The sequence below is a fragment of the Streptosporangium becharense genome (assembly GCF_014204985.1).
Taxonomy (GTDB): domain Bacteria; phylum Actinomycetota; class Actinomycetes; order Streptosporangiales; family Streptosporangiaceae; genus Streptosporangium; species Streptosporangium becharense.
The window spans coordinates 4,713,322-4,735,586 of record NZ_JACHMP010000001.1 but is presented as its reverse complement, the minus strand read 5'-3'; the positions used below and the strand labels follow the sequence as shown (position 1 = coordinate 4,735,586).

General features: G+C 71.9%; 15 protein-coding genes. 7 read left to right on the top strand and 8 right to left on the bottom strand.

The features are described from left to right. The first annotated feature begins 103 nt into the window (after positions 1-103). The 7 genes from F4562_RS20915 to F4562_RS20885 all read left to right on the top strand — a co-directional run bounded on the left by F4562_RS20915 (position 104) and on the right by F4562_RS20885 (position 8,459). Entirely contained in the window at positions 104-1,039 is a 936-nt protein-coding gene (locus F4562_RS20915; RefSeq protein WP_184544953.1) for a LysR family transcriptional regulator, read from the top strand. A 186-nt stretch (positions 1,040-1,225) separates the two neighbouring features. Beyond that, positions 1,226-2,377 carry a PP2C family protein-serine/threonine phosphatase gene (locus F4562_RS20910; RefSeq protein WP_184544952.1) on the top strand — a complete coding sequence of 384 codons (1,152 nt, stop codon included), beginning with the start codon at positions 1,226-1,228 and terminating at the stop codon, positions 2,375-2,377. Then, on the top strand, positions 2,377-4,107 hold the full coding sequence (locus F4562_RS35105) for a sensor histidine kinase (RefSeq protein ID WP_246473495.1): 1,731 nt from the start codon (positions 2,377-2,379) through the stop codon (positions 4,105-4,107). Before F4562_RS20910 ends, F4562_RS35105 begins: the two co-directional genes overlap by 1 nt. Next, entirely contained in the window at positions 4,100-4,549 is a 450-nt protein-coding gene (locus F4562_RS20900) for a response regulator (protein WP_184544950.1), read from the top strand. Before F4562_RS35105 ends, F4562_RS20900 begins: the two co-directional genes overlap by 8 nt. 458 nt (positions 4,550-5,007) lie before the next feature. Continuing rightward, positions 5,008-5,793 carry a succinate dehydrogenase subunit SdhC gene (gene sdhC / locus F4562_RS20895; protein WP_184544948.1) on the top strand — a complete coding sequence of 262 codons (786 nt, stop codon included), beginning with the start codon at positions 5,008-5,010 and terminating at the stop codon, positions 5,791-5,793. Between the two features lie 9 nt (positions 5,794-5,802). Continuing rightward, a complete protein-coding gene (locus tag F4562_RS20890; protein WP_184544946.1) occupies positions 5,803-7,695 on the top strand; it encodes a fumarate reductase/succinate dehydrogenase flavoprotein subunit in 1,893 nt (630 codons plus the stop codon). 2 nt (positions 7,696-7,697) lie between these two features. Further along, positions 7,698-8,459 carry a succinate dehydrogenase/fumarate reductase iron-sulfur subunit gene (locus tag F4562_RS20885; protein ID WP_184544944.1) on the top strand — a complete coding sequence of 254 codons (762 nt, stop codon included), beginning with the start codon at positions 7,698-7,700 and terminating at the stop codon, positions 8,457-8,459. Between the two features lie 177 nt (positions 8,460-8,636). Here the strand turns inward: F4562_RS20885 and F4562_RS20880 are convergent, their stop codons facing one another. From F4562_RS20880 to F4562_RS20845, 8 genes are all read right to left on the bottom strand, one after another. Then, positions 8,637-10,397, bottom strand: coding sequence for a PAT1 family protein (locus F4562_RS20880; protein WP_184544942.1), 1,761 nt, complete (start codon positions 10,395-10,397; stop codon positions 8,637-8,639). A gap of 118 nt (positions 10,398-10,515) precedes the next feature. After that, positions 10,516-12,225 (bottom strand): hypothetical protein, encoded by a 1,710-nt coding sequence (locus tag F4562_RS20875; RefSeq protein WP_184854786.1) that lies wholly within the window; start codon positions 12,223-12,225, stop codon positions 10,516-10,518. Positions 12,226-12,286: 61 nt separating this feature from the next. Further along, positions 12,287-12,688, bottom strand: coding sequence for a (deoxy)nucleoside triphosphate pyrophosphohydrolase (locus F4562_RS20870; RefSeq protein WP_184544938.1), 402 nt, complete (start codon positions 12,686-12,688; stop codon positions 12,287-12,289). A 14-nt stretch (positions 12,689-12,702) separates the two neighbouring features. Beyond that, positions 12,703-13,800 carry a C40 family peptidase gene (locus F4562_RS20865; protein WP_184544936.1) on the bottom strand — a complete coding sequence of 366 codons (1,098 nt, stop codon included), beginning with the start codon at positions 13,798-13,800 and terminating at the stop codon, positions 12,703-12,705. A 13-nt stretch (positions 13,801-13,813) separates the two neighbouring features. Continuing rightward, positions 13,814-14,482: a hypothetical protein gene (locus F4562_RS20860; protein ID WP_184544934.1), complete on the bottom strand. Its 669-nt coding sequence runs from the start codon at positions 14,480-14,482 to the stop codon at positions 13,814-13,816. Between the two features lie 2 nt (positions 14,483-14,484). Next, complete coding sequence (locus tag F4562_RS35915) at positions 14,485-16,923, bottom strand: type IV secretion system protein (protein WP_184544932.1); 2,439 nt, start codon at positions 16,921-16,923, stop codon at positions 14,485-14,487. Beyond that, the gene (locus F4562_RS20850) at positions 16,920-19,412 is read right to left on the bottom strand and encodes an ATP-binding protein (RefSeq protein WP_184544930.1); all 2,493 of its coding nucleotides are present in this window, start codon (positions 19,410-19,412) and stop codon (positions 16,920-16,922) included. Before F4562_RS20850 ends, F4562_RS35915 begins: the two co-directional genes overlap by 4 nt. An 85-nt stretch (positions 19,413-19,497) precedes the next feature. Beyond that, a complete protein-coding gene (locus F4562_RS20845; RefSeq protein WP_184544928.1) occupies positions 19,498-22,221 on the bottom strand; it encodes a TcpE family conjugal transfer membrane protein in 2,724 nt (907 codons plus the stop codon). Between the last annotated feature and the right edge of the window lie 44 nt (positions 22,222-22,265).

Sequence of the window (22,265 nt, the reverse complement as noted above, 5' to 3'; positions counted from 1 at the left end):
TGCGGCGCGGCGGCCGGGTGGGCAGTGCGAGCAATCTCACATCGTCACCCGCCGCGGGGGCCGTCCTGACTCCGGCACCGAGGGGTCCGTACGCTAAGGAAGCGTGCAGCTTCAGCAACTGGCCTATTTCGTGGCGGTCGCCGAGGCTCGGCATTTCACCCAGGCCGCCGAGCGGATGCGCGTCGCACAGCCGTCGCTGAGCAAACAGATCAAAGCCCTGGAAGCCGAGCTGGGCGCTCCGCTGCTCAGCCGTGCCCGGGGGAACGTCACGCTGACCCCCGCGGGCGAGGCGCTGCTGCCGCTGGCCCGCCGGATGCTCGCCGACGCCGAGACCGCGCGCAGCGAGGTCGGTGAGCTGGCCGGGCTGCGCCGGGGCCGGGTCCGGCTGGGCGCCACGCCCTCGCTGTGCGCCGGGCTGCTGGCCGACGCGCTGGCCAGGTTCCACGACGCCTATCCGGGCATCGAGCTGCTCGTCGAGGAGGGCGGCTCGCGCGACCTGGTCCGTACCCTGGCGCGCGGCCAGCTCGACCTGGCCTTGATCATCATGCCGCTGCACAGCGACGACCCCTCCCTGGTCACCGAGGACATCCTGCGCGAGAACCTGGTCGTCGCCTCGCCGTCCACCGCCTATGTCCGCAAGCCGTACGTGCGGATCGAGGAGCTCCGCGGGCAGCCGATGGTGATGTTCCGGCGCGGGTACGACCTGCGGGAGGCCACGATCAGCGCGTGCCGGCAGGCGGGGTTCGAGCCCAGGTTCGCGGTGGAGGGCGGGGAGATGGACGCCGTGCTGCGTTTCGTGGAGGCGGGGCTGGGGATCGCGCTGGTCCCTTCCATGGTGCTGGACGGGCGGCCGGGGCTGACGGGGACCCCGCTGGCGCCGCCGGGGCTGCGCCGTACCGTCGCCATCGCGCACCGCAAGGACGTCGAACCCACCCGCGCGGCTCAGGCGTTCCGGGCGACGCTGCTGTTCTTCCTCGCCGAGGCCGCCCACGACGGCAGCCTCCCCCAGGGACTGGAGCTGATCGGCCCGGAGACGTGACCCACCCGCCACACAGGGCGGGGACGGGCACGAGGGTGCGGGACGGGGCGGAGTGGGGGCGGGAGCGACCCGCACGGCAGGCGCCACGCGGCGGGCCGCGGGGATCGATCACGCCTGTAGGTCCTGGTGTCACACTATTCTGCATACCGATAAAGCAGGTGCCCCCGATCTCACGAAGAGGCGTCAGTGACCGCCCCTCCCAATGAAACGCTCACGCTCCTCCTGATCGAGGACGACGCGGGCGACGCCTTCCTCGTGGAGGAGCTGCTCGGCGAGACGGAGAACCCGCCGAAGATCATCTGGGTGCGGAGCCTCGCCGAGAGCCTGGAGCGGCTGACCGAGGACGTCCACTGCGTGCTCGTCGACCTCTCCCTGCCCGACGCGACCGGTCTGGAGGCGCTGGAGCAGGTGCTGTCCGCGGCACCGCACGCCGCCGTGCTCGTGCTGACCGGCCTGAACGACACCCACGTCGGGGTGGAGGCCGTCGCCGCGGGTGCCCAGGACTTCCTCGTCAAACAGGACGTGGAGGCCCGGCTGCTGGCGCGGGCGATCCGCTACGCGATCGAGCGCAAGCGCGCCGACCTGGCCCAGCGCAAACTGGTCGAGGTCGAGCTGCTCACCAAGGAGAACTCCCGGCTGGAGCGCGGGCTGCTGCCGGTCCCGCTGCTGACGACGGACTCCCTGGAACACCACGCCCGCTACCTGCCCGGCCGCAGGCGTGCCCTGCTCGCCGGCGACTTCTGGGACACCGTGCAGAGCCCCGACGGCGCCGTGCACGTCGTGGTCGGCGACGTGTGCGGACACGGCCCCGACGAGGCGGCGCTGGGGGTCTCCCTCAGGATCGCCTGGCGGACCCTGGTGCTGGCCGGGCACAGCGGCAACGACCTGCTCGGCACCCTCGACGCGGTGCTCCGCCTGGAACGCAAGTCCGCGGAGATCTTCACCACCCTGTGCATCGCCACGATCGACCCGGCGCTCGACGTCGCGCGGATGCACGTGGTCGGCCATCCGCCGCCGCTGCTGATCCGCGACGGCGAGCTCGGAGTGGTGCCGGGCACGCCCTCCGGCCCCCCGCTCGGGATCTTCAAGGGTGTGGAGTGGTCGGAGATCGAGGTACCGCTCGGCGACGACTGGTCGCTGCTGCTCTACACCGACGGCCTCATCGAGGCCACCGTCGGCGGCGGGCCCGACCTGCTCGGCACCGAAGGACTGCTGCGGATCATCCAGGAGCAGGGCGGGATCAACCTCGACCGCCTCATCGAGCGGGTCACCGAGCTGAACCGCGACGCGCTCAGCGACGACCTGGCCACCGTCCTCATCTCCCGGCGCGAACGGTGATGACCGGCGACCCCGGCACCGCTCCGACCTCCGGCGACGCTCCGGCTCCCGGCAGCGGCCCGGCCACCGGCGGCGGCCCGACCTCCAGTACCGCCCCGGCCTCCGGTGACGCCCCGGCTCCCGGCCCCGCTCCGGCCACCGGCAGTGCCCCGACCTCCGGCCTGCCGCCGCTGCCCAAGCCCGCACCCGCGACGGGATTCGGCAGGCTCCCGGTGGGACGCTGGTTCACGATCGCGGGAGCGGGCATCGCGCTCGCCTTCGTGATCGCGGCGGCCGTCACGATCTCCGTGATCGAGCAGACGCGCGAGACCCGGGAGACGGTGATCGACGTCATCGACCCCGCCGCGCTCCGCATCCTGGAGATCTCCAACGCGCTGACCTCGCAGGAGAGCTCGGTGCGGGCGTACGGCAGGACCAACGACGACGCCTCCCTGCGGGGCTACCGCGACGCGGTCGCCGCCGAGGCGGCCTCGCTGCGGGCACTCACCGGCCTGCTCCCCCGGATGCCGGAGCGGGAGACGGTCACCGCCGAGGTCGCACGGTTGCACCAGGCCGGGGAGTCGTGGCGGCGCGACTACGCCGAGAAGCTCATCGCCTCCGTCCCGACCATGAAGACCGACGCCACCAACAAGCAGAACGCCCCCGTCAACGCCGCCCGGTTCAACGAGATCCGGCAGTCGCTGGCCGCCCTCCAGGGTCACCTCAACGAGTTGCACGCGATGGGCGGCGCGCGGCTCGAACACGACTGGCGCGTCCTCTACCTCGCGCTCGCCGGAGTGGCCGGGGTGCTGCTCCTGGCCGGGGCCGTCGCGGTGGTCGTCGTCCGCTACGCGGTGCTCAACCCGCTGGCCCAGCTGAGCGGCCAGGTCCGCGCGGTCGCGCAGGGAGACTTCGACCACGTGCTCAAGGTCGAACGCCCCGCCGAGCTGGCCGAGCTCTCCGGCCACGTCGACGCCATGCGCCACCGCATGATCGCCGAATGGCACCGGGTCGCCGACACGCAGCGCAAGCTGGAGGAGCAGGCGGCCGAGCTGCGGCGTTCCAACGGAGAGCTGGAGCAGTTCGCCTACGTCGCCAGCCACGACCTGCAGGAGCCGCTGCGCAAGGTGGCCAGCTTCACCCAGATGCTGGAGCAGCGCTACGGCGAGCAGCTCGACGACCGGGCCCGGCAGTACATCGCCTTCGCCGTCGACGGCGCCAAGCGCATGCAGCTACTGATCAACGACCTGCTCGACTTCTCCCGGGTCGGCAGGATCGGCGGCGAGCGCAGTCCCATCGACGCCACCGTCCCCCTCAAGGCCGCGCTGAACAACCTCCAGGCACGGATCGAGGAGGCCGGGGCGGAGGTGACCTTCGACGAGCTGCCCGAGGTGCACGGCAACCGGTCGCAGCTCACCCAGCTGTTCCAGAACCTCATCAGCAACGCGATCAAGTTCCACTCCGGGGAGCCGCCCAGGGTTCACATCGGGGTGCGGCGCACCGGGGAGATGTGGGAGTTCTCCTGCACCGACAACGGCATCGGCATCGAGAGCAAGTACACTGACCGAATCTTCCTGATCTTCCAGCGCCTGCACGGACGGGACGCGTACGCCGGCACCGGCATCGGGCTGGCACTCTGCAAGAAGATCGTCGAATATCACGGTGGCCGGATCTGGGTCGACACCGAGGCTGCCGACGGACCCGGCACGACCTTCCGCTGGACCCTTCCTCCAGGAGAGACCAATGAATGACCTGCGCTGGATCGACGTCCTTCTGGTCGAGGACGACCCGGGCGACGTGCTGCTGACCCGTGAGGCGTTCGAGCTCAACAAGGTCCGCAACAAGTTGCACGTGGTCAACGACGGCGAACAGGCCATGGCCTTCCTCCGCAGGGAGGGCGAGTACGCCGACGCCCCCCGGCCCGACCTGATCCTCCTCGACCTCAACCTGCCCCGCAAGGACGGGCGGGAAGTGCTCCAGGACATCAAGGCCGACGAGAACCTCCGCAGGATCCCGGTGGTGGTGCTGACCACGTCGGAGTCCGAGGAGGACATCCTGCGCAGTTACAACCTGCACGCCAACGCCTACGTCTCCAAGCCGGTCGACTTCGACCAGTTCATCAACGTGGTCCGGCGGATCGACGACTTCTTCGTCACCGTGGTCAAGCTGCCCACCTCCGACCACGGCTACTGACGCCCCCGGGCCGCGGGCACCCTCTCCGTCGCCCCGGCCGGCCTGCCCACCTCCTCCGCCCTCGGCCACCGACGCCTCCGGGCCGCGGCACCTTCACCGTCACCGCGGCCGGACCGCCCGCCTCGGCCACCGGCGCCTTCGGCTCACGACACCCTCCTCGTCACCGCGGCCGGACCGCCCGCCCCGGCCGGCGCCTCCGGCCCGGGCCCGCGGCGCTTCTCACCTGGTGAGACGTCGCGGGCCCGTGACCTCCCCCTGACCAACGTGACAGGAATCACACTTGGCCAGCGAAAATGTGAGTGACCCTTCTCACACAACCCCGGGGGTCAGGCGTAACGTAGCCCCACCAACATGCGCGCGCACGTGTGAGCCGGCGCGACCATGGCCCCGCGTGCCGCCCAACTGAAGCGACCCGGACCCCCTGGCGAGCAGGGTCCGCGGGAGGTGGAGAGGTCTCGATGACCCAGACAGCGGCCGAGAGCCCGGCCAGAAGGCAGCGTGCGCAGATCAAAGAGCGCACTTTGCGTACCGACCAGTGGTGGCGCTATCCACTGGTGACGTTCATCATCTTCACAGCGTTCCTCGTCTACGCCACGTGGGCGATCTTCGATACCAGCTACTTCGTGTCCCCCTACCACGCGCCGTTCGCGTCGCCCTGCCTCGCGACGAGCTGCCCGGAGGAGGCGCGGCTGTTCGGGTTCGCCCCGTTCGGCGACTGGTACACCCTGCCGCCTGGCCTGCTGATCCTCGGCCTGCCCGCGGGGTTCCGCTTCACCTGCTACTACTACCGCAAGGCCTACTACCGCGGGTTCTGGCTGTCGCCGCCCGCGTGCGCGGTGGGCGAGCCGCACAAGAAGTACACCGGTGAGTCGCGCTTCCCGCTCATCCTGCAGAACATCCACCGCTACTTCTTCTACGCGGCGATCGTCATCGGCCTCGTCCTCGCCTACGACGCGGTCAAAGCCCTCATCGCGAAGCCGGCGGGCCTCGGCACCTGGATCCTGATCGTCAACGCGATCCTCATCAACCTGTACACGCTGTCGTGCCACTCCTGCCGCCACATCACCGCCGGGCGCCTGAACCACTTCTCCAAGCACCCGGTCCGGTACCGCGCATGGGGCTTCGTCTCCAAGCTCAACGCCAAGCACCAGGAACTCGCCCTGGTCTCGATGTTCACCGTCATGGGCGCCGACCTCTACGTCCGCCTGGTCGCCAAGGGCATCGTCGCCTTCCCGTTCGCGTAAGGATCACCCGTGGAAATCGAGCGTCACGAATACGACGTCGTCGTCATCGGTGCCGGCGGCGCAGGGCTACGGGCCGCCATCGAGGCCCGCCAGCAGGGCAAACGGACCGCGATCGTCTGCAAGTCGTTGTTCGGCAAGGCGCACACGGTCATGGCCGAGGGCGGTGCCGCCGCGGCCATGGGCAACGTCAACCCCGACGACAACTGGATGGTGCACTTCCGCGACACGATGCGCGGCGGCAAGTTCCTCAACAACTGGCGGATGGCCGAGCTGCACGCCAAGGAGGCCCCCGACCGGGTCTGGGAGCTGGAGGCGTGGGGTGCCCTGTTCGACCGCACCAAGGACGGCAAGATCAGCCAGCGTAACTTCGGCGGGCACGAGTACCCGCGGCTGGCCCACGTCGGCGACCGCACCGGCCTGGAGATGATCCGTACCCTGCAGCAGCGCGTGGTCGCGCTCCAGCAGGAGGACGAGAAGCAGCACGGCGACGCCGAGGCGTTCATCAAGGTCTTCCAGGAGTGCACGATCACCCGCCTGCTGAAGGACGACGGCGTCATCGCCGGGGCCTTCGGCTACTGGCGGGAGAACGGCCGGCTCATCGTGTTCGACGCCCCGGCGGTCGTGCTGGCCACCGGCGGCATCGGCAAGTCGTACGTGGTCACGTCCAACTCCTGGGAGTACACCGGAGACGGGCACGCCCTCGCCCTACTGGCCGGGGCGAAGCTCATCAACATGGAGTTCATCCAGTTCCACCCCACCGGGATGGTCTGGCCCCCGTCCGTCCGCGGCATCCTCGTCACCGAGTCCGTCCGCGGCGACGGCGGGGTGCTGAAGAACTCCGAGGGCCGGCGTTTCATGTTCGACTACATCCCCGAGGTGTTCAAGGACAAGTACGCCACCACCGAGGAGGAGGCCGACCGGTGGTACACCGACCAGGCCAACAACCGGCGACCGCCGGAGCTGTTGCCCCGTGACGAGGTCGCGCGGGCCATCAACTCCGAGGTGAAGGCCGGTCGCGGGTCGCCGCAGGGCGGCGTCTACCTGGACGTCTCCACCCGGCTCCCGGCCGCCGAGATCACCCGGCGGCTGCCGTCGATGTACCACCAGTTCAAGGAGCTGGCCGACGTCGACATCACCAAGGAGGCCATGCAGGTCGGGCCGACCTGCCACTACATCATGGGCGGCGTCGAGGTCGACGCCGACACCGGCGAGGCGGACGTGCCCGGCCTGTTCGCGGCCGGCGAGGTCTCCGGCGGCATGCACGGCTCCAACCGGCTGGGTGGCAACTCGCTGTCCGACCTGCTGGTGTTCGGCCGCCGCGCGGGCGCCGGGGCGGCGGCGTACGTGGACGGGCTGGCCGCCCGTCCCAAGGTCGCCGAGCAGTCGGTGGCCGAGGCGCGGGCCGAGGCGCTGGCCCCGCTGGAGCGTTCGGGCGAGAACCCCTACGAGGTCCACCAAGAGTTGCAGCGGACCATGAACGAGCTGGTCGGCATCATCCGTAAGGCGGAGGAGGTCACCGAGGCGCTGGAGGCGGTGGAGAAGCTCAAGGAACGTGCCCGGGGCGTCGGCGCCGCCGGCACCCGCATCTACAACCCCGGCTGGCACCTCGCGCTCGACCTGCGCAACATGCTCCTGGTCTCCGAGTGCGTGGCCAGGGCCGCGCTGCTCCGCGAGGAGAGCCGTGGCGGTCACACCCGCGACGACTTCCCCTCCATGTCGGCCGAGTGGCGGACCAGGCTCCTGGTCTGCGCGCTCGCACCGGACGGTTCCGGAGTTACCGTCGAAGAGAAGGTCCAGCAGCCGATGCGCGACGACCTGATCAGGCTGTTCGAGCGCGACGAGCTGAAGAAGTACATCACCGACGAAGAGCTGGCCGCCTTCGACGCGCTGGCCGGGGAGTAGCCATGGGTTACAAGGCGAAGTTCCGCGTGTGGCGGGGCGAGGGCGGCGAGGGCAAGCTGGAGGACTTCACCGTGGAGGTGAACGAGGGCGAGGTCGTCCTCGACATCATTCACCGGCTCCAGGCCACCCAGGCCCCCGACCTCGCCGTCCGCTGGAACTGCAAGGCGGGCAAGTGCGGCTCCTGCTCCATGGAGATCAACGGCAAGCCGCGGCTCGGGTGCATGACCCGCATGTCCACCTTCACCGAGGACGAGACGATCACCGTGACGCCCATGCGGGCGTTCCCAGTGATCAAGGACCTGGTCACGGACGTCTCGTTCAACTACCAGAAGGCGAGAGAGATCCCGTCCTTCACCCCTCCGGCCGACGTCAAGCCGGGCGAGTTCCGCATGCAGCAGATCGACGTCGAGCGGTCCCAGGAGTTCCGCAAGTGCATCGAGTGTTTCATGTGCAACAACGTCTGCCACGTGATCCGCGACCACGAGGAGAACAAGACGAACTTCGCCGGCCCGCGTTTCCTCATGCGGATCGCCGAGCTGGACATGCACCCGTACGACGTCGCCGACCGCAAGGACGCGGCGCAGGAGGAGCACGGCCTGGGCTACTGCAACATCACCAAGTGCTGCACCGAGGTCTGCCCCGAACACATCAAGATCACTGACAACGCGCTGATCCCGTTGAAGGAGCGCGTCGTCGACCGCAGGTACGACCCGCTGGTCTGGCTGGGCAACAAGATCTTCAAGCGCTCCCGTACGAAGAGCTGACGCCCCGCACCCGTGCCCCGGCGCCGCCCCGCACCCGCGGGGCGGCGCCGGGGCGTCTCACCGGCCGGTGCACGTGTGCCACAGCGGGTGACCCCGCGGGTCACCCTCCCGGAGAACGGCGCGGCGCCACCGCCCCTTCGCCCCGCCTCACCCGGTCACGTGGAACGGCGGAATCGGTCACTTGGAGCGGCGGAAGAGGCCGCGCTTCTTCTTGTCGATGTCCTGGCCGGGGAGCGGGTAGGTGGCCGTCTGACCCGGCTCCTCGGGAAGACCGGGGCCGCCGGGAGGCTGCGGACCGCCGGGCGGGTAGGGGCCCGGACCGCCGAACGGCTGGGCACCCGGGGCACCGGGTGGGTATGGGCCCGGAGCACCGGGCGGCTGGGGACCCGGGGCACCGGGTGCCCACGGGCCGCCCTGCCCCGGCTCCTGCGGGAACGGTGCACCGGCGAACTCGGTCGTCCCCCGCGCGGGGTGCCCCTCACCCGGCTCCGGGCCGAAGGGACGGAACTCCACACCCGGGCCCGGTGGCGGCGGCACACCCGGACCGCCCTGTTCGGGACCGGGCTGCCCGGAGCCGCCCTGTTCAGGGCCGGCCTGGGGACCATACTGTCCGGGGCCGTGCTGGCCGGGGCCGTGCTGCGGATCCGGCCCGGACGGCTGCGGTCCTTCGGCCGGACGCCCCTGCCACGGCTCCTGAGGCCGGCCGCCCTCGTGCGGCACCGGGCCGGACGGCGAGACGCCGGAATCGTGGAAGGCCGCCGAGGGGCCGCCCTGTCCCGGCTGCCCGGGATGGACCTCATGCCCGGCCTGCTCACCCGGGCCGTACGGGACCTGCCCTGGCTGACCCATGGGGCCATGAGGGGCCTGGCCGGGCTGATCCACGGGAGCGTACGGCACCTGGCCGGGCTGACCCGCCTGACCGTACGGCGCCTGACCGGGATGTCCCATCGGGCCATGCGGAGCCTGACCGTACGCGCCAGGCTGCTGTTCCTGACCGGGCTGAGGCACGAACCCCGTCGTCTGCTGCTCGTATGCGTACTGTGCCGTCTGCTGCCCGTACGGATACTGGGCGGTCGCCTGATCGTACGGGTACTGGAACTGCTCCGGCGGATAGCTCTCCGGATAGACCGGGGAGTACATCTGCATGGGCACCAGGCTGATGATCGGCGCGTAGGCCGTACCGGTCTGGTAGGGCATGCTCGGCCCGTAGGCGGGAGCGGCCGGATACCCGGCGGGAGGCATCGGGTCCGCGTGGTAACCCGTAGGCCGGGGACCGGCGCGCCGGACGGCCGCGGCGTGGGCCAGACGACGAAGCCTGCCCTCGAAGATCAGCACGGCGAACAGCACCAGCAACACCAGGATCAGCGCCGGGAGGGCGAGCTGGCGGCTGAGCGTGGCGCCGTCGAACTCGGACCCCGCGTTGCGCATCTCCAGCGTCGCGCTGGAGGCACCCTCCGGGGACACCGGGCCGAGACTCGGTGTGGTCTCGGCGCTGGGGATGCCCTGGTCCGGTGTGGAGTTGGGGAACTGAGGGTCGCTCTCCGGCGGCGGGGTCACCGGCGGGGTCGCGGTCGGGATGACCGGAGCCTGCGTCGGCTGCACCACCGGGGGCGGAGGCGCGACCGTCTCCTGCGGCGGCGGAGTCTGCGGCGGCGGAGCCTGGGTCGTGGGTGTCTTCGTCTTCGGCGGGACGATGACCGTGGTCGTCACGGTCTGCTGCGGCGCGGGGGTCTCCGTACCGCCTTCCGGGGGCACGGTCGTCGTGACGGTGACGACCGGCGTGGGCTCTTCCGTGTCACAGGGCCCCGCCGGATCGACGTCACACCCGGGAATCTCGGTGAGCTGCGCGACCGCGACCCTCGCGACCGAGTCGGCCTGGGAGAGACCGGCGAACGGCGCCACGGCCAGCAGCACGGCACCGCTGAGACCCAGGGACATGGCAACTGCGGAGACAGCTGCCGCACGTCGTGCACGCGCCACCGATGCCCTCCGCTGTATCCCGCATGAAACACGTCGAGGAAATTCTAGTTGGGCAAAAGTAACAGTAAATCACGTTTTACAAAACGGATCGCGAACGGCTTCGCCGACGGTGCCTGTCCTGTAGCCAGAGGAGGACCAACAGGGCTCCCACCGCACCCGCGACGGCCGGAAGGCCCTGCGCTCCTGTCAGCACCGGACTTGACTGGGCGACCGGTGCGGCGTCCCTCCTCGGTCCGTCGACGTCCCGGGGAAGCGGCGCGCCGGGTGCTCCGGAATCCCGCGCCGGGGCATACGGCTGTGCCGCGGCGTACGGCTGCGCCGTGACGGGGGCGGGCGCCGCCTGAGGCAGCCGCACTCCCGAGCCGCCCCACCTGCCCGGCCCGGTCCCGGACGCCGTGGCGGGCACCTGGTCCGGCATCACCACCTCGGCCCGCACCTCGCCCTGCCCCCCGGCCCACGCCTGCCCCTCCACCTGCGCCGGCGAAGCCATCGCCCCCGCCTGCGCCGGCGGAGCCATCACGCCCGCCTGCGCCGGCGGCTGCGGCACCGCCGCGGTCGCCTGCGCCGGAAGCGACCGCCCGACGGCTTCGTGCCGAGGCCCCCACCGGTCGCCGGCCTGCCCGCCGGAGACCCGGTCGCCGGCCTGCCCGATCAGGGCCCGGTGGGCGGCCGGTCGGTGGGCGGCCCGAGGTGCGGCCACCTGCGGACCCCTGTGGCGCGGCTGGGAAGCGGGCCCGACCCGGGGCCTGGAAGCCGACATCGCGGATGGCCCGGATATGCCGAACGTCCCAGACATCGTGGGCGGCTCGGACACCGCGCTCGGCTGCCCGGCACCGGGAACGGCCGACGGCCCCGATACGGAACCCGGCCCCCGGGAGCCGGGCACGACATCCGGGTGCCCGGAATCGGGAACGGTGGAGGCCGCCCGCGACCCGGTGCCGGGTGCCTCCGACGCCCCGGACGCGGTGGCGGGGGGAGGACCGGCGGGACGGCTGCCCGGAACCTCCGTGTCGCCGCCCGGAACCGCCGCCACCTCCCGCGGGTCCGCGTGCGACCGGACGCCCGGCACACCGGTACCCACAGCGCCTACCCCCGGAACACCGGCACCCGGAACACCGACACCTGCGCCGGAAGCCGCCGGCTCCCCGGGCGGTCGCGCCACCGACGGCGTGAAGGAACGTTCGAGGACCTCCAGCAGGAAGTCGTGGACGGCCTCGCCGGCCCTCCCCCCGGCGGCCGGCCGGACGGGTTCCGCGGCGGCCCCGGCCCGCGCACCGCGGATCGCGCCGCGGGCCTGTTGGGTCACCGTCCGGCCGCCGGGCCCGCGCATCGTGGCCACCGTGGTCACCGTGATGTCGCGTGACCCGTCCGGGACGGTGAGGAGCACGTCGACCGCCCCGCCCTGTGCGGGGAGGTCGCCGACCTCGCACACCGCGGTCCCCTTCGGCGGCAGGACGGCGGGCTCGGTCCTCACCGGGCATTCGACGCCCCGCAGTGCCCCGGCGGGCGTCGTCATGAGCGCCAGACGCACTCCCGTGCCCGGCCCGTCCAGCCGCACCCGGAAGCGGATCGCCTCACCGGGACGGCTCCACGTCGACCACACGCCGTCCCTGACGGCGGCGACCAGATCCAGGGGTGACGGGACGGGCTCGTCGGCCCCGACGGCGTACACCGCCGAGCCCCCGCCGAGGATCAACACCCCCGCCCCGCACACCGACACGATCCGGGCACCACGCCACCACACGGCCACCGCATCTCTCCGTTCCCCGATACGGACACGCGACATCGCTACGCAGAGTAGCAGTTATGTCACGTCGCGGAGTCGATCGCCCCGCGTCGCGACGGCCTCACCCCTCGTTGAGGGCCTTCTGCACGGCCCGCACGATCGGCAGGTCCGCGGGCAGCCACGGTACGTCGTACAGCTCGCCGTCGCTCAGCCAGCGCAGTTCCAGGTGCTCGCGGGCCTCCAGGCTGCCCCCGACGATCTCCGCCAGCCAGACCCGGAGCACGTACCCGCCGTTCAGCGGCCAGTCACCGCCGACCCGGTCACCGACTTTGATCACGACGCCGAGCTCCTCCTGGCATTCGCGGAGCAGCGCTGTGTACTCGTCCTCCCCCGGATCGACCTTCCCGCCGGGCAGTTCCCAGCCGCCGGCCAGCTCGGGCGGCTCGGCGCGCTGGGCGGCGAGCAGCCTCCCGTCACCGTCGACGATGGCGGCACCCACAACGATCGTGTCCACGGGATTCATGGCATGCGATTCTGTCAGCCCTGCTCCTTCAGTTTCAGTTGTTCCAGCACCTGCGGGTTCTGCAGGGGCCGGGTGAACCCCACGATGCCGGTGCGGTCGCGGTAGGTGGTGACCTTGATCGGCCCGCACAGGCGGCACCGGGCCTCGACCATCTTGCCCGGTGAGACCACCATGCCCACGTGCCCGGGATTGTTGAGGCTGGTTCCGGGGCCGGAGTTGAAGAACACGAGGTCTCCCGCCTGCTCCTGACCCGCCTCGATCCGCTCGCCGAACGGCCACTGGCCGAACGTGGTGCGCGGGATGGACAGGCCGGCGTTCCGGTAGGCCATGTAGACGATCCCGGAGCAGTCGTACCCGGCCGGTCCGGTGCCGCCCCAGATGTAGGGCTTGCCGCGCTGGGCGAGGGCGTACTCCAGGATCTCGGCGACCGTGTCGCTGGGCGCCTCCGCCACCAGCGGCTCGTCGCACGTCTCCTCCGACTCCGGCGGGGTGTCGACGTCTCCGTCCTCGGCGTACTTGCCGGCGATCTCCATGACCTGGTCCACGTACCACCAGGCCCGGTTGTAGACGAACAGCGAGCGGCGCACGTTCTCCGGCGCGCCGTTGCGCTTGAGCATCTTCGCCGCGCCGAGGATGGCGTCCGCCGGGTTGTACACGTCGGCCCAGCCGTCCCCGTCGCCGTCGGAGGCGTAGCCGTTGAACGTGGACGGAATCTTGATCTTGGGCTTGCCGCCCCAGGTGCTGATCAGGAACTGCATGGGCCCGGCGGCGCCCGCGTAGTTGGTGCCGCTGCGCACGCCGGGGAGCGTGGAGCGCCCGTGGTCGGTCTCCCGCTTGCCCACCCCGGCGAGCACGTTCCACTGCACGCCGATCTTCTTGCCGTGCTCGCGGTAGAGCTTCAGGTACTCCTCGGGGATGTCCGAGGTCGCGGTCTCCGACTGGTCGTCCGCCGCCTGCGCGAGCCGCTCGCAGTCGGGCAGCCCCGCTCCGGTGATGGACGGGAAGGACGGGAAGCTCCCGACCATCAGCATCGGCGCCATGATCAAGGTGATCAGGCAGGCCGCGGCGACCCCGAGGATCAACGCGAGACGCAGATGCCTGCCGTTCCTCATCCGGTCACGCCGTTCATCCGGTGACACCCTCCTGCGGCTGGTCGTCGCCCTCCTGGCCGGAGTCCGCCGGTTGGAGGTCGTGGACCCGCCACTCGGTTCCGGCCTGGATGAGCGTGACGGCGTACTCGGCGGTCCGCCGGGCCGTCCCGCTCCGGGCCGTGACGTCCTGTGTGCCGACGACCACGAACACCACGGAGGCGCTGTCGATCTGCCGGATCTCGCTGACCTTCGCCGACCCGACCGAGACGATCTCGTCCGCCTTGTTGGCCTCGATCGTCCCGGCCGAGGTGACGGTGCGCAGCAGCACCGCGGCGAACTCCTCGGTGGTGTAGCCCTTCAGGCGGTCGCCGTAGACCGCCGGGTCCTCGTCGTGGCGGAAGGTGCCGTACTCGGCGGTGAAGCGCTGCGCGTAGTCTGCGGCGGCGGCCAGTTCCTGCTTGGTCATCGGCAGGTAGGAGTAGACGTCGAAGGGGGCGTTGCTCGCCGTCGCCGCGGGACGCGCGGGTTCGGCGGGCGGAGCCTGCGCGGACCCGGCCACGGTGCGGTCGGCGCCGGTCGGCCCGGCCCCGGTCCGCGGGTCGTCGCCGGGTCCGGACCACACGGTCAGGTAGATCCCGACCGCGGCGAGCATCGCGACCAGCACCGCGAAGACGGCGCCCCGCCGGGTGCCTCCTTCGGTCATCGTCAGTCCTTGTCCGAGCTCGACGGGCGCAGCCAGAACGGGGCGGCCGTGTCACCGGCCTCCCGGCCCCGGTCGGAGCGCCTGGTGATCCAGAGCGGGGGTGCCTCGGACGACCGGCCGGAGTGCCCGGTGTCGCGGCCCCTCGACCCGCCGGTTCCCCTGGAGGAGCCGCCGGAGGAGCCTCCCGAGCCGCCGAAGACGCCGCCGCCGGAACCGGACGAACTCCGGGAGCCGCCGCGCGAACCGCCGCCCGCCCCCGGGGAGCCGCGCCATGATCCCGAGGAGCCCGAGGAGCCCGAGGTCGAGGACGGCCGGGAGCCGCCGCCGAAGAGGCCGCCACCGCCACCGCCCGAACGGCCACCGCCGCCGCCACCGCCCGACGGGGCCGGTGCGCGGCCGGAGGACGACCGGCCGCCCGCGGAGGACCCGCCGCCCTGCGGGGCCCAGCCGCCACCGGAACGACCGCCGAACCAGCCGCCCGAGCCGCCCGCCGCGGAACCCCCGGACCTGGCCGGGGCCGATCCCGTGCCGCCTGTGCTCCCCGAGCCTCCGGTGCCCGCTGTGCCGCCGGCGCCCCCCGTGCCCGTACGGGAGAGGTTGAGCGGCGGCGCGGCACCGGGACGGGTCGCGACCACCGGGCGGCCCGCCCCCCGCCGCCGCCCGTTGGCCTGCGCGTCGGTGTCGAGCGGCGCGGGCTGCGCGCCGGCCGGGACGCGGGCACCCGAGGGCGTGGCCGCCGCGGCACCCTCCTCCCCGCGGAGCTTGCCCTGGGCGACCGCCGCGGCGGTCGTCGCGGCGGAGACGCCGCCGGCCATCGCGGCCGCCTGCAGCACCGGCTCGGCCTTGCGCATGCCCCAGCGGCCCACCCTGGCCGCCGCGACCGGCGGCAGCACGGACGCGGCCCGTTGCAGGGTCGGCGCGGTGGCCGCCTCGCCGAGCATCCTCGTGGCGATCGTGTGCCCGTCCATGGACGCGAACAGGTGCTGGAACGGCCGCCGGTAGAAGAACACCGCGATCGTCAGCAGTGCCATGAACATGACCTGCATCCCCCACGGCATCGCCGTCGAGATGATCAACGCGTAGCCGTACACGAGCACGCCGAGGACCAACGCCAGCACCGCCTGCCTGAGCAGCGTGCCGATCAGCATCTCCACCCAGCGCATGGCGATGATCCGCCCCGACCCGGGATGGACGCCGATCAGCAGGAAGACCGGCGCCATGATCAGCAACAGCAGGAACCCGACCTTGAGCACCAGCAGCGAGACCGCCACCAGGAAGATCAACAACCCGGCGACCATCGCCGCCATGAAGGCGCCGATCGCGACTCCCAGGCGGTTGGTCCAGTCCTTGCCCTGGAAGAGAAAGAAAAACGGCGTGTTCTGCAGCTTGTCGGCGACCTCTTTCTCGTATCGTTCCTGGTGCGCGCTCGTACTGGCCGTCTGATCCGCCCTCAGCTCGGCTGCGTCGATCGTCTGGATCTCCAGCAGTTTCCGGCCGAAGTCCCTGACCACCGGGGTGTTGGAGTCGGCCAGGCCGAACTGACCCATCAGCCACGGCTTGCAGACCAGCGTCGACCACAGTGCCTCGGAGTTCTGCTCGACGCCGGGCACGCCGTACTGGCCGTACCCGCCGCCCTTGACCTGAGGGTTGGGGTCGTCCTTGCTCGGCAGGCAGGAGGTGCCGCCCGCGCCGGGCAGGCCGGCGAAGGCGGAGTTGACCACCTCGCCGGTCTTGTCGGTGACGACCTTGCCCAGGCTGGTGAAGTCACCCGGCCGGCTGAAGAACCAGACCGCCACCGTGACCGCGAGGACCATCCAGATGACACCCTCGGCGGTGGTGGTGGCACGCTTGCGGATCAGCCCGTACCAGGCCAGCCAGACGGCACCGAGGATGACGATCGGACGCAGGTAGGGCCAGTACATCGCGTTGGCGAGGCTGGTCACGATGTCGTCGACGACGTTCTTGATCGCGTCCAGCGGGCCCTCGGTGGCCGCGGCCTGGTAGGTCGTGATGGTCAGCCGGTCCAGCGCCTTGGCCCAGGTGAAGATCGTGTTTGCCATGGCGTTGCCCATCACGGCCACCACGTCATCACAGCCGAGCTGGTGGGTGTGCCAGAACTGGCCGCTCATGCCGTAGGTGGCGTAACTGCCCTTCGGCGCGGTCGCCGGCCCCGCCTCCGTGACGGCCGCCTGTAGCGCGGTGGGCGTCGCCGGCCTGATCAGGCCGTCCAGGCCGCCGTCCACGACCTCCGGCGACAGGTCCGGGGACAGGTCGCAGGGAGCCGCGGCGACGGCGGTGGACGTCTCCGCCGGGAACACCAGCGGCAGTGCGAGGAAGGCGGCCAGTGCCACCAACGAGATGGCGATCCGCCTGCGTAGTCGTCCCCTGCGGGGAGTCCTCGCGTTGCGGGAACCCTTCAGCCCCTTGCGGGAGCCCTTCATGACCGCACCTCCAGCGCCGCAGTCCCCGGCCTACTTCCTCTGTCTCCCCCGGAAAGATCACGCACGTTCTCGTCGGGCTTGTCGTGCGTCGGATTCGTGTCGAGCCACCGCAGGAGCTCGTCCGAGATCAGGTCCACCCCGATACGGCCCGCCCGGCCGTCCAGATCCCGGAAGACGCACTCGCCGTTGCCCAGCGAGCGCAGCACCGCCTTGTGCTCCTCGGAGGGCTCCACCCCGAGCAGCGCCATCACGTGCTCCACCTCGACCCGTTCGGTGGAGCGGAACGCGAACACCGACGACAGGCAGTTCGTCACCTGCTCGTTCAGCAGGTCGCCCGCGTTCTGCGAGACCAGCACCAGCGCCGTGTTCCTGGAGCGGCCCATCCGGCTGACCTCGGGCACCAGCTTGGCGCCCTCCGGCGTGGAAGTGATCGCCCACGCCTCGTCCAGGAAGATCGCCTTGGGCGCCCTCCGGTCGAGGCCGTTCATCAGCCCCCGCGCGAACTGGGCGACCAGGTAGAGCAGCGCCACCGACAGCCGCTGCTCGTAGGAGTAGTCGTCGCGGCCGGTGGAGGCGTCCGGCAGGGTCAGACCGCCCAGGGTGAAGACCGTGGTCCACCCCTCAGTGTCGATCTTGTCACCGCCCGACGGGTCGAAGCAGAGCCGGGCCAGATGCATGTCCGACATCGAGCGGAGCACCGCACCCAGGTTCTTGGACGCGGCGTCGTCGGCCTGCTCCAGGAACTCCACGACCTTGCCCAGCGACGGGTCCTCGCCGTTGGCGACCGCCGCGACCGCCTGGATCATCGCCGACTCCCGCTCCTCCGACATGCGCGGGAGCAGCAGGCGCAGGGTCTCGGTGGCCATGGTCTTCCTGGCCGCGATGTCGTCGCCGAACGAGAACGGGTCGAGCAGGCCCGGCGCCGCCGAGCCCAGCGGGATGATCCGCGCCTTCCTGCCCCGCTTCCGCAGGAGCTGGACCAGCGAGTCGGCGTCCCCCTTCGGGTCGATCACCGCGACCGTCACGCCGCGCAACGCCATCTGGTAGATCATCAGCAGCGCCAGCGTGGTCTTGCCGCCACCCGGCTCACCGGTGATCGCGATGGCCGTCGGCCGGTTGCGCATCGCCGCCACCAGCGGGTCGAAGTGCACGATGCTGCGGGCACGGCCCAGGGTCTCCCCGATGTACGGGCCCATCCAGCCGGAACCGCCCTCGGCCATGCGGTCGCCCAGGTCGACGGTGGCCGTGGCCATGCCCCCCGCGATGGTGCGCAGCGGCTGCCGCTGCGCGTAGGCGTTGACCCGGACCCGCTCGCCCGGCAGCGTCTCGCAGAACAGCGAGAACTGGTCCCCGGTGGAGTTGACGACGTCGATGCCCATGTCACGGTAGTGCTCGACGACCGCCTCGACCCGCTGCACGCAGATCTCCTCGGTCGGGGCGGACACCATCAGCCGGTGCCAGCCGTAGACGAACGGCAGCCGTTCCTTGGTGATGCCGTGTTCGAGCATCCGGGCCGCGTCGATCTGCTCGGCCAGCGCCAGCGGCGCCTCCGCGCCGGCCTCGCGGATGTGGATGTCCATGTCGCGTGCGTGGGCGAGCTTGCGCGCCACGTCCTTGCTGGCCTTGACCGGGGGGATCAGCCGCATCCTGGAACTGATCTCCACGGGGAAGGGGAGCTGGTCGGCGAAGTGCATCCAGGGCTCGCCGTCCGGGAAGGGCATCAGGTCGGGGAAGCGGGCGAAGGACAGGTACGCCACGTAGGAGTCGCCCTGCGGCTGCTCGATCCGCAGCAGCGACCTGCCGTTGTGGATCTGTCCCTCGACCAGTGACTCGATCTCTCCCCTGCCCCACCGTCGCTTGGGACTGGCCGAGGGCGGCGGGTCGCCGAGCGAGCCGGTCGCCGCGTGCTGGAACAGCCAGGCGATCTCGGTGGAGGTGGCGTGCCTGGCGTACAGGGCACTGGCGGCCAGTGCCCTGCCCAGCCGCTCCGCCTGCTCGGACCACTTGGCGATCTCGGCTTTGGGGACGTGGTCGTCCTCGACGCCCAGGGCCTTCTCACTGCGCTGGTAGATCCCGAAGAGCTGGGAGAGGACCCCGGTGCCCAGCTGACGCCCCCGCGCGCCGAGCCGTACGCCGAGGTAGACCTCCTTGGTCCAGAAGTCCTTGGCCCAGACGTGCCGGTACATCTCCTCCAGGTAGTCGCGCCAGCCGGGCCCCTCGTCGGAGGTGGCGTTCAGCGCCATCGCCCACTCGGCGGCCGGGTAGGTGCGGTGCGCCACCCGCAGGTGCACCTCGGCGTCGGGCATCCGGATCGCGGCCAGCGCGATCGTGATGTTGGTGGCCAGCGCCTCCCGCTCCTCGGGGGTGATGAACTCGTAGCTCACGGTGGGGAGCCGGAAGTAGGCCCAGACCGACGAGTCGGTCAGCAGGATCCGGTCGTCGAAGTATCGGACGGCGAGGCGGCTGCGCGCCCGCGACGAGCGGCTCACCGGCCCTCCCCGACCGGTCGCACGGCCCGGCCGCTCACCCGCACCTCGTCACGCCCGTTCACCACGTCTTCTCGCGCCCGGGGGATCACTGGGCCAGTTCCTCCTCGCTGGGTAGACCCGACTGCACCGTTCCGAAACCCGCCACCACGACTCCGGCCAGCGCCAGGTAGGCCCGGCGACCGGGTGCCCTCAGATGTGACGGCTCCACCCGGCCGGCCCTGCCGGGGGCCAGCTCGTCCTCCCAGGGGATCCGCACGATCGCCCGGCACCTGCCCCGCGCGACCGCCTCGGCCTGCTCGACGTCGGCCATGCTGCGGCGGCTGACCCCGTTGACGACCATGATCGCCCGCTGTCGGAGGTCGGCACAGCCGTGCCCGTCGAGCCACTCGTAGGTCATGGCCACCGCGTCCGGTCCGTCCTCGCTGGCCGGGACGACCAGGACCAGCTGGTCGGCGTAGGGAAGGACCCGCGCGGCCAGTTCCGCCGCCGGGTCCATGACGACCAGCTTGTAGTACCGGTCGAGCACGTCCATCGCCTGGGTGAGCCGCCGGTCGGAGAAGAGCGTGCGGTCGGACAGGCGCTGCTCGGCTCCGGCGTCGCTGTCTCCGGCGAGGACCTCCAGACCGGAGGCGCAGCGGCTGGTGTAGGAACGCATGCCCAGGTAACCGGTGACCCCGTCGAGACCGGCGAGCAGGGAGCTCAGCGTCTCGGGCGACTCGCCCTTGACCCGTCGCGACAGCGCGTGGGCGCCGGTGCTGGCGTCCACCGCGAGCACCCGGTCCTCCCGGTAACGGGCCAGGGTGTGGCCGAGCATGAGCGCCGTCGTGGTCTGCCCGGCGCCTCCGGTGCAGCCGAGCACCACCACCCGGCGGCTGCCACTGAAGACCGCCCTGGTCCTCGTCTCGTCGATCTCCGAGCCGCTCGTCCGGCTTCCGCCGCCCGGTCCGATGACCACCTGGGCCAGCCGCCGCCAGCCGCCGGAGGAATCACGCCCGACGACCGACTCCACCCGGCGGACCCTGGCCTCGTCGGGGGAAGGGGTCTGGGACGGTCTGGGCACCGGCACCGCGGGCACCACGGGATCGGCCTTGGCCGCCCCCGAGGGGACCGCGCGGATGGACATGCCGGTCGGCAGTCCTCCGTTGCCGGAGCCGGCGGTGCCACGCGGGGCCCCCGCCGGCCGCTCGGGCGGCCGCGTCGTCTTCGGCGTGTCGGCCGGCCGCCCGACCGGCGCGGGACGCCCCTTGCGATGCCTGCTCCGTGTGCTCTCGTCCGCCTCCGCCGGCGACTCGGCCGGCAGCTCCGCCGCCTCCGTGCCCCGCCGACCGGCGGGAGCCGGTCCGACGAACCTGGGCACGAAGGAGGGCACGGCCGGGGTCGAGGGCCTCGCCACCGGATCGGGTACGACCTCCGGCCTGCTCGCGGGGGCGATCCGGATCGGCGCGACCGGCTCCCGCTCCGGGGACGCGACCGGCTCCCGGGATGCGACCGCTTCTCGGGGCGGGACCGGCTCCCGAGGCGGGACCGCCTCCCGGGGAGCGACCGCCTCCCGGGGAGCGACCGGCTCCCGGGGAGCGACCGGCTCCGCTTTCCGGAGCGGGATCGGCTCCGGCTCCCGGGGAGCGACCGGCTCCCGAGGCTCGGGGGACGGCACGGCAGGCGCAGCGGGCCCGGGCACGGCGGAGGCCGCGGCACGCTGGGCCTCGGCGGAGGCGGCGAGCCTGCGCAGACGTCGCAGCGCCTCGGTGTCGATGGGGGTGTCCGGCGCGCCGGTCGTCGGCGCCTGCTCCCGCGCGGCGGTGGACCCGGCCCCGTTGCCGGCCGCCGCGGCCTGCTTCCGGCCGGGCGGAACGTCTCCCCGCGCCGGAGCGGACGCGGAACCGCCGGGCGCCGAGACGGTCGACGCGGGATCAGACGTGGGATCACCGTGGGCGGAGGCCGTCGGCGCGGGACCACCGGACACGGAGGCCGCGGCGGCATCGCGGTGCGTGGAGGTCCTCGACGCGGAACCGGCGGCATCACCGTTGCGCGCGGAGGCCGCGGACGCGGCACTTCCGGCGGCGGGGACGGCGGCCGGGGGCCAGATCTGGACATCGGTGGGAACCGCCGGGGCGACGGCCGCCGGAGGCGCCGCGGGGACCGCCTTCGGAGGCATGGCGGGAACGGCGGTGACGGGAACGGCGGTGACGGGCGGCACGGGAGCCGTGACCCGGGGGTCGGCCGCGGGGATGGTGTGGGCGAGGGCCGGAGCAGTGCCCTGCCGGGAGGCCCGGACCCGGTTCCAGGTGGCACGCCCGCGGGCGACCGGGGCGGCGGCGACGGCCGCCGCCGCGGCGGCCACCGCCGGACGGACCTGACGGGTGGGCGAGGAGCCGCGCCGAGGCTGGGCGTGACGGGCCTTGCGGGACGACTTGACCCGTACCCCCGAGGTCTCGGGCTGCGGCGCCGCCCGCCAGACCCGGGCGGTCAGCGTGATCTCGGAAGGCTCGGAGACGGGGGCCATCCGGCACCAGGTGCGCGGCTCGCCCACATAACGCCCCTGCGACTGCAGCAGCTCGGTCAGCCGTTTGCTCTCGATCACCGGCCGGGTGGAGAGCCAGGTGACGACGCCCGGCGGCACGAGGTAGATCACGTGCCAGGGAGCCTCGAACGGCAGGCCGAGCAGGTAGAGCAAGAGCGACCACGGGGCCAGCACTCCCACGAACCCGCCGATCCAGACGATCGGGAGCGGCATCGGCAGCCGTAGGTCGTACAGCTTGTAGAGCCGCTTCTCGATCCTCCAGATATTGGTATACGTGGGCAGATCCACGTGATCCTCCTCTCAGCCTCTCTTAGCTTGACCGTCCGGACGCG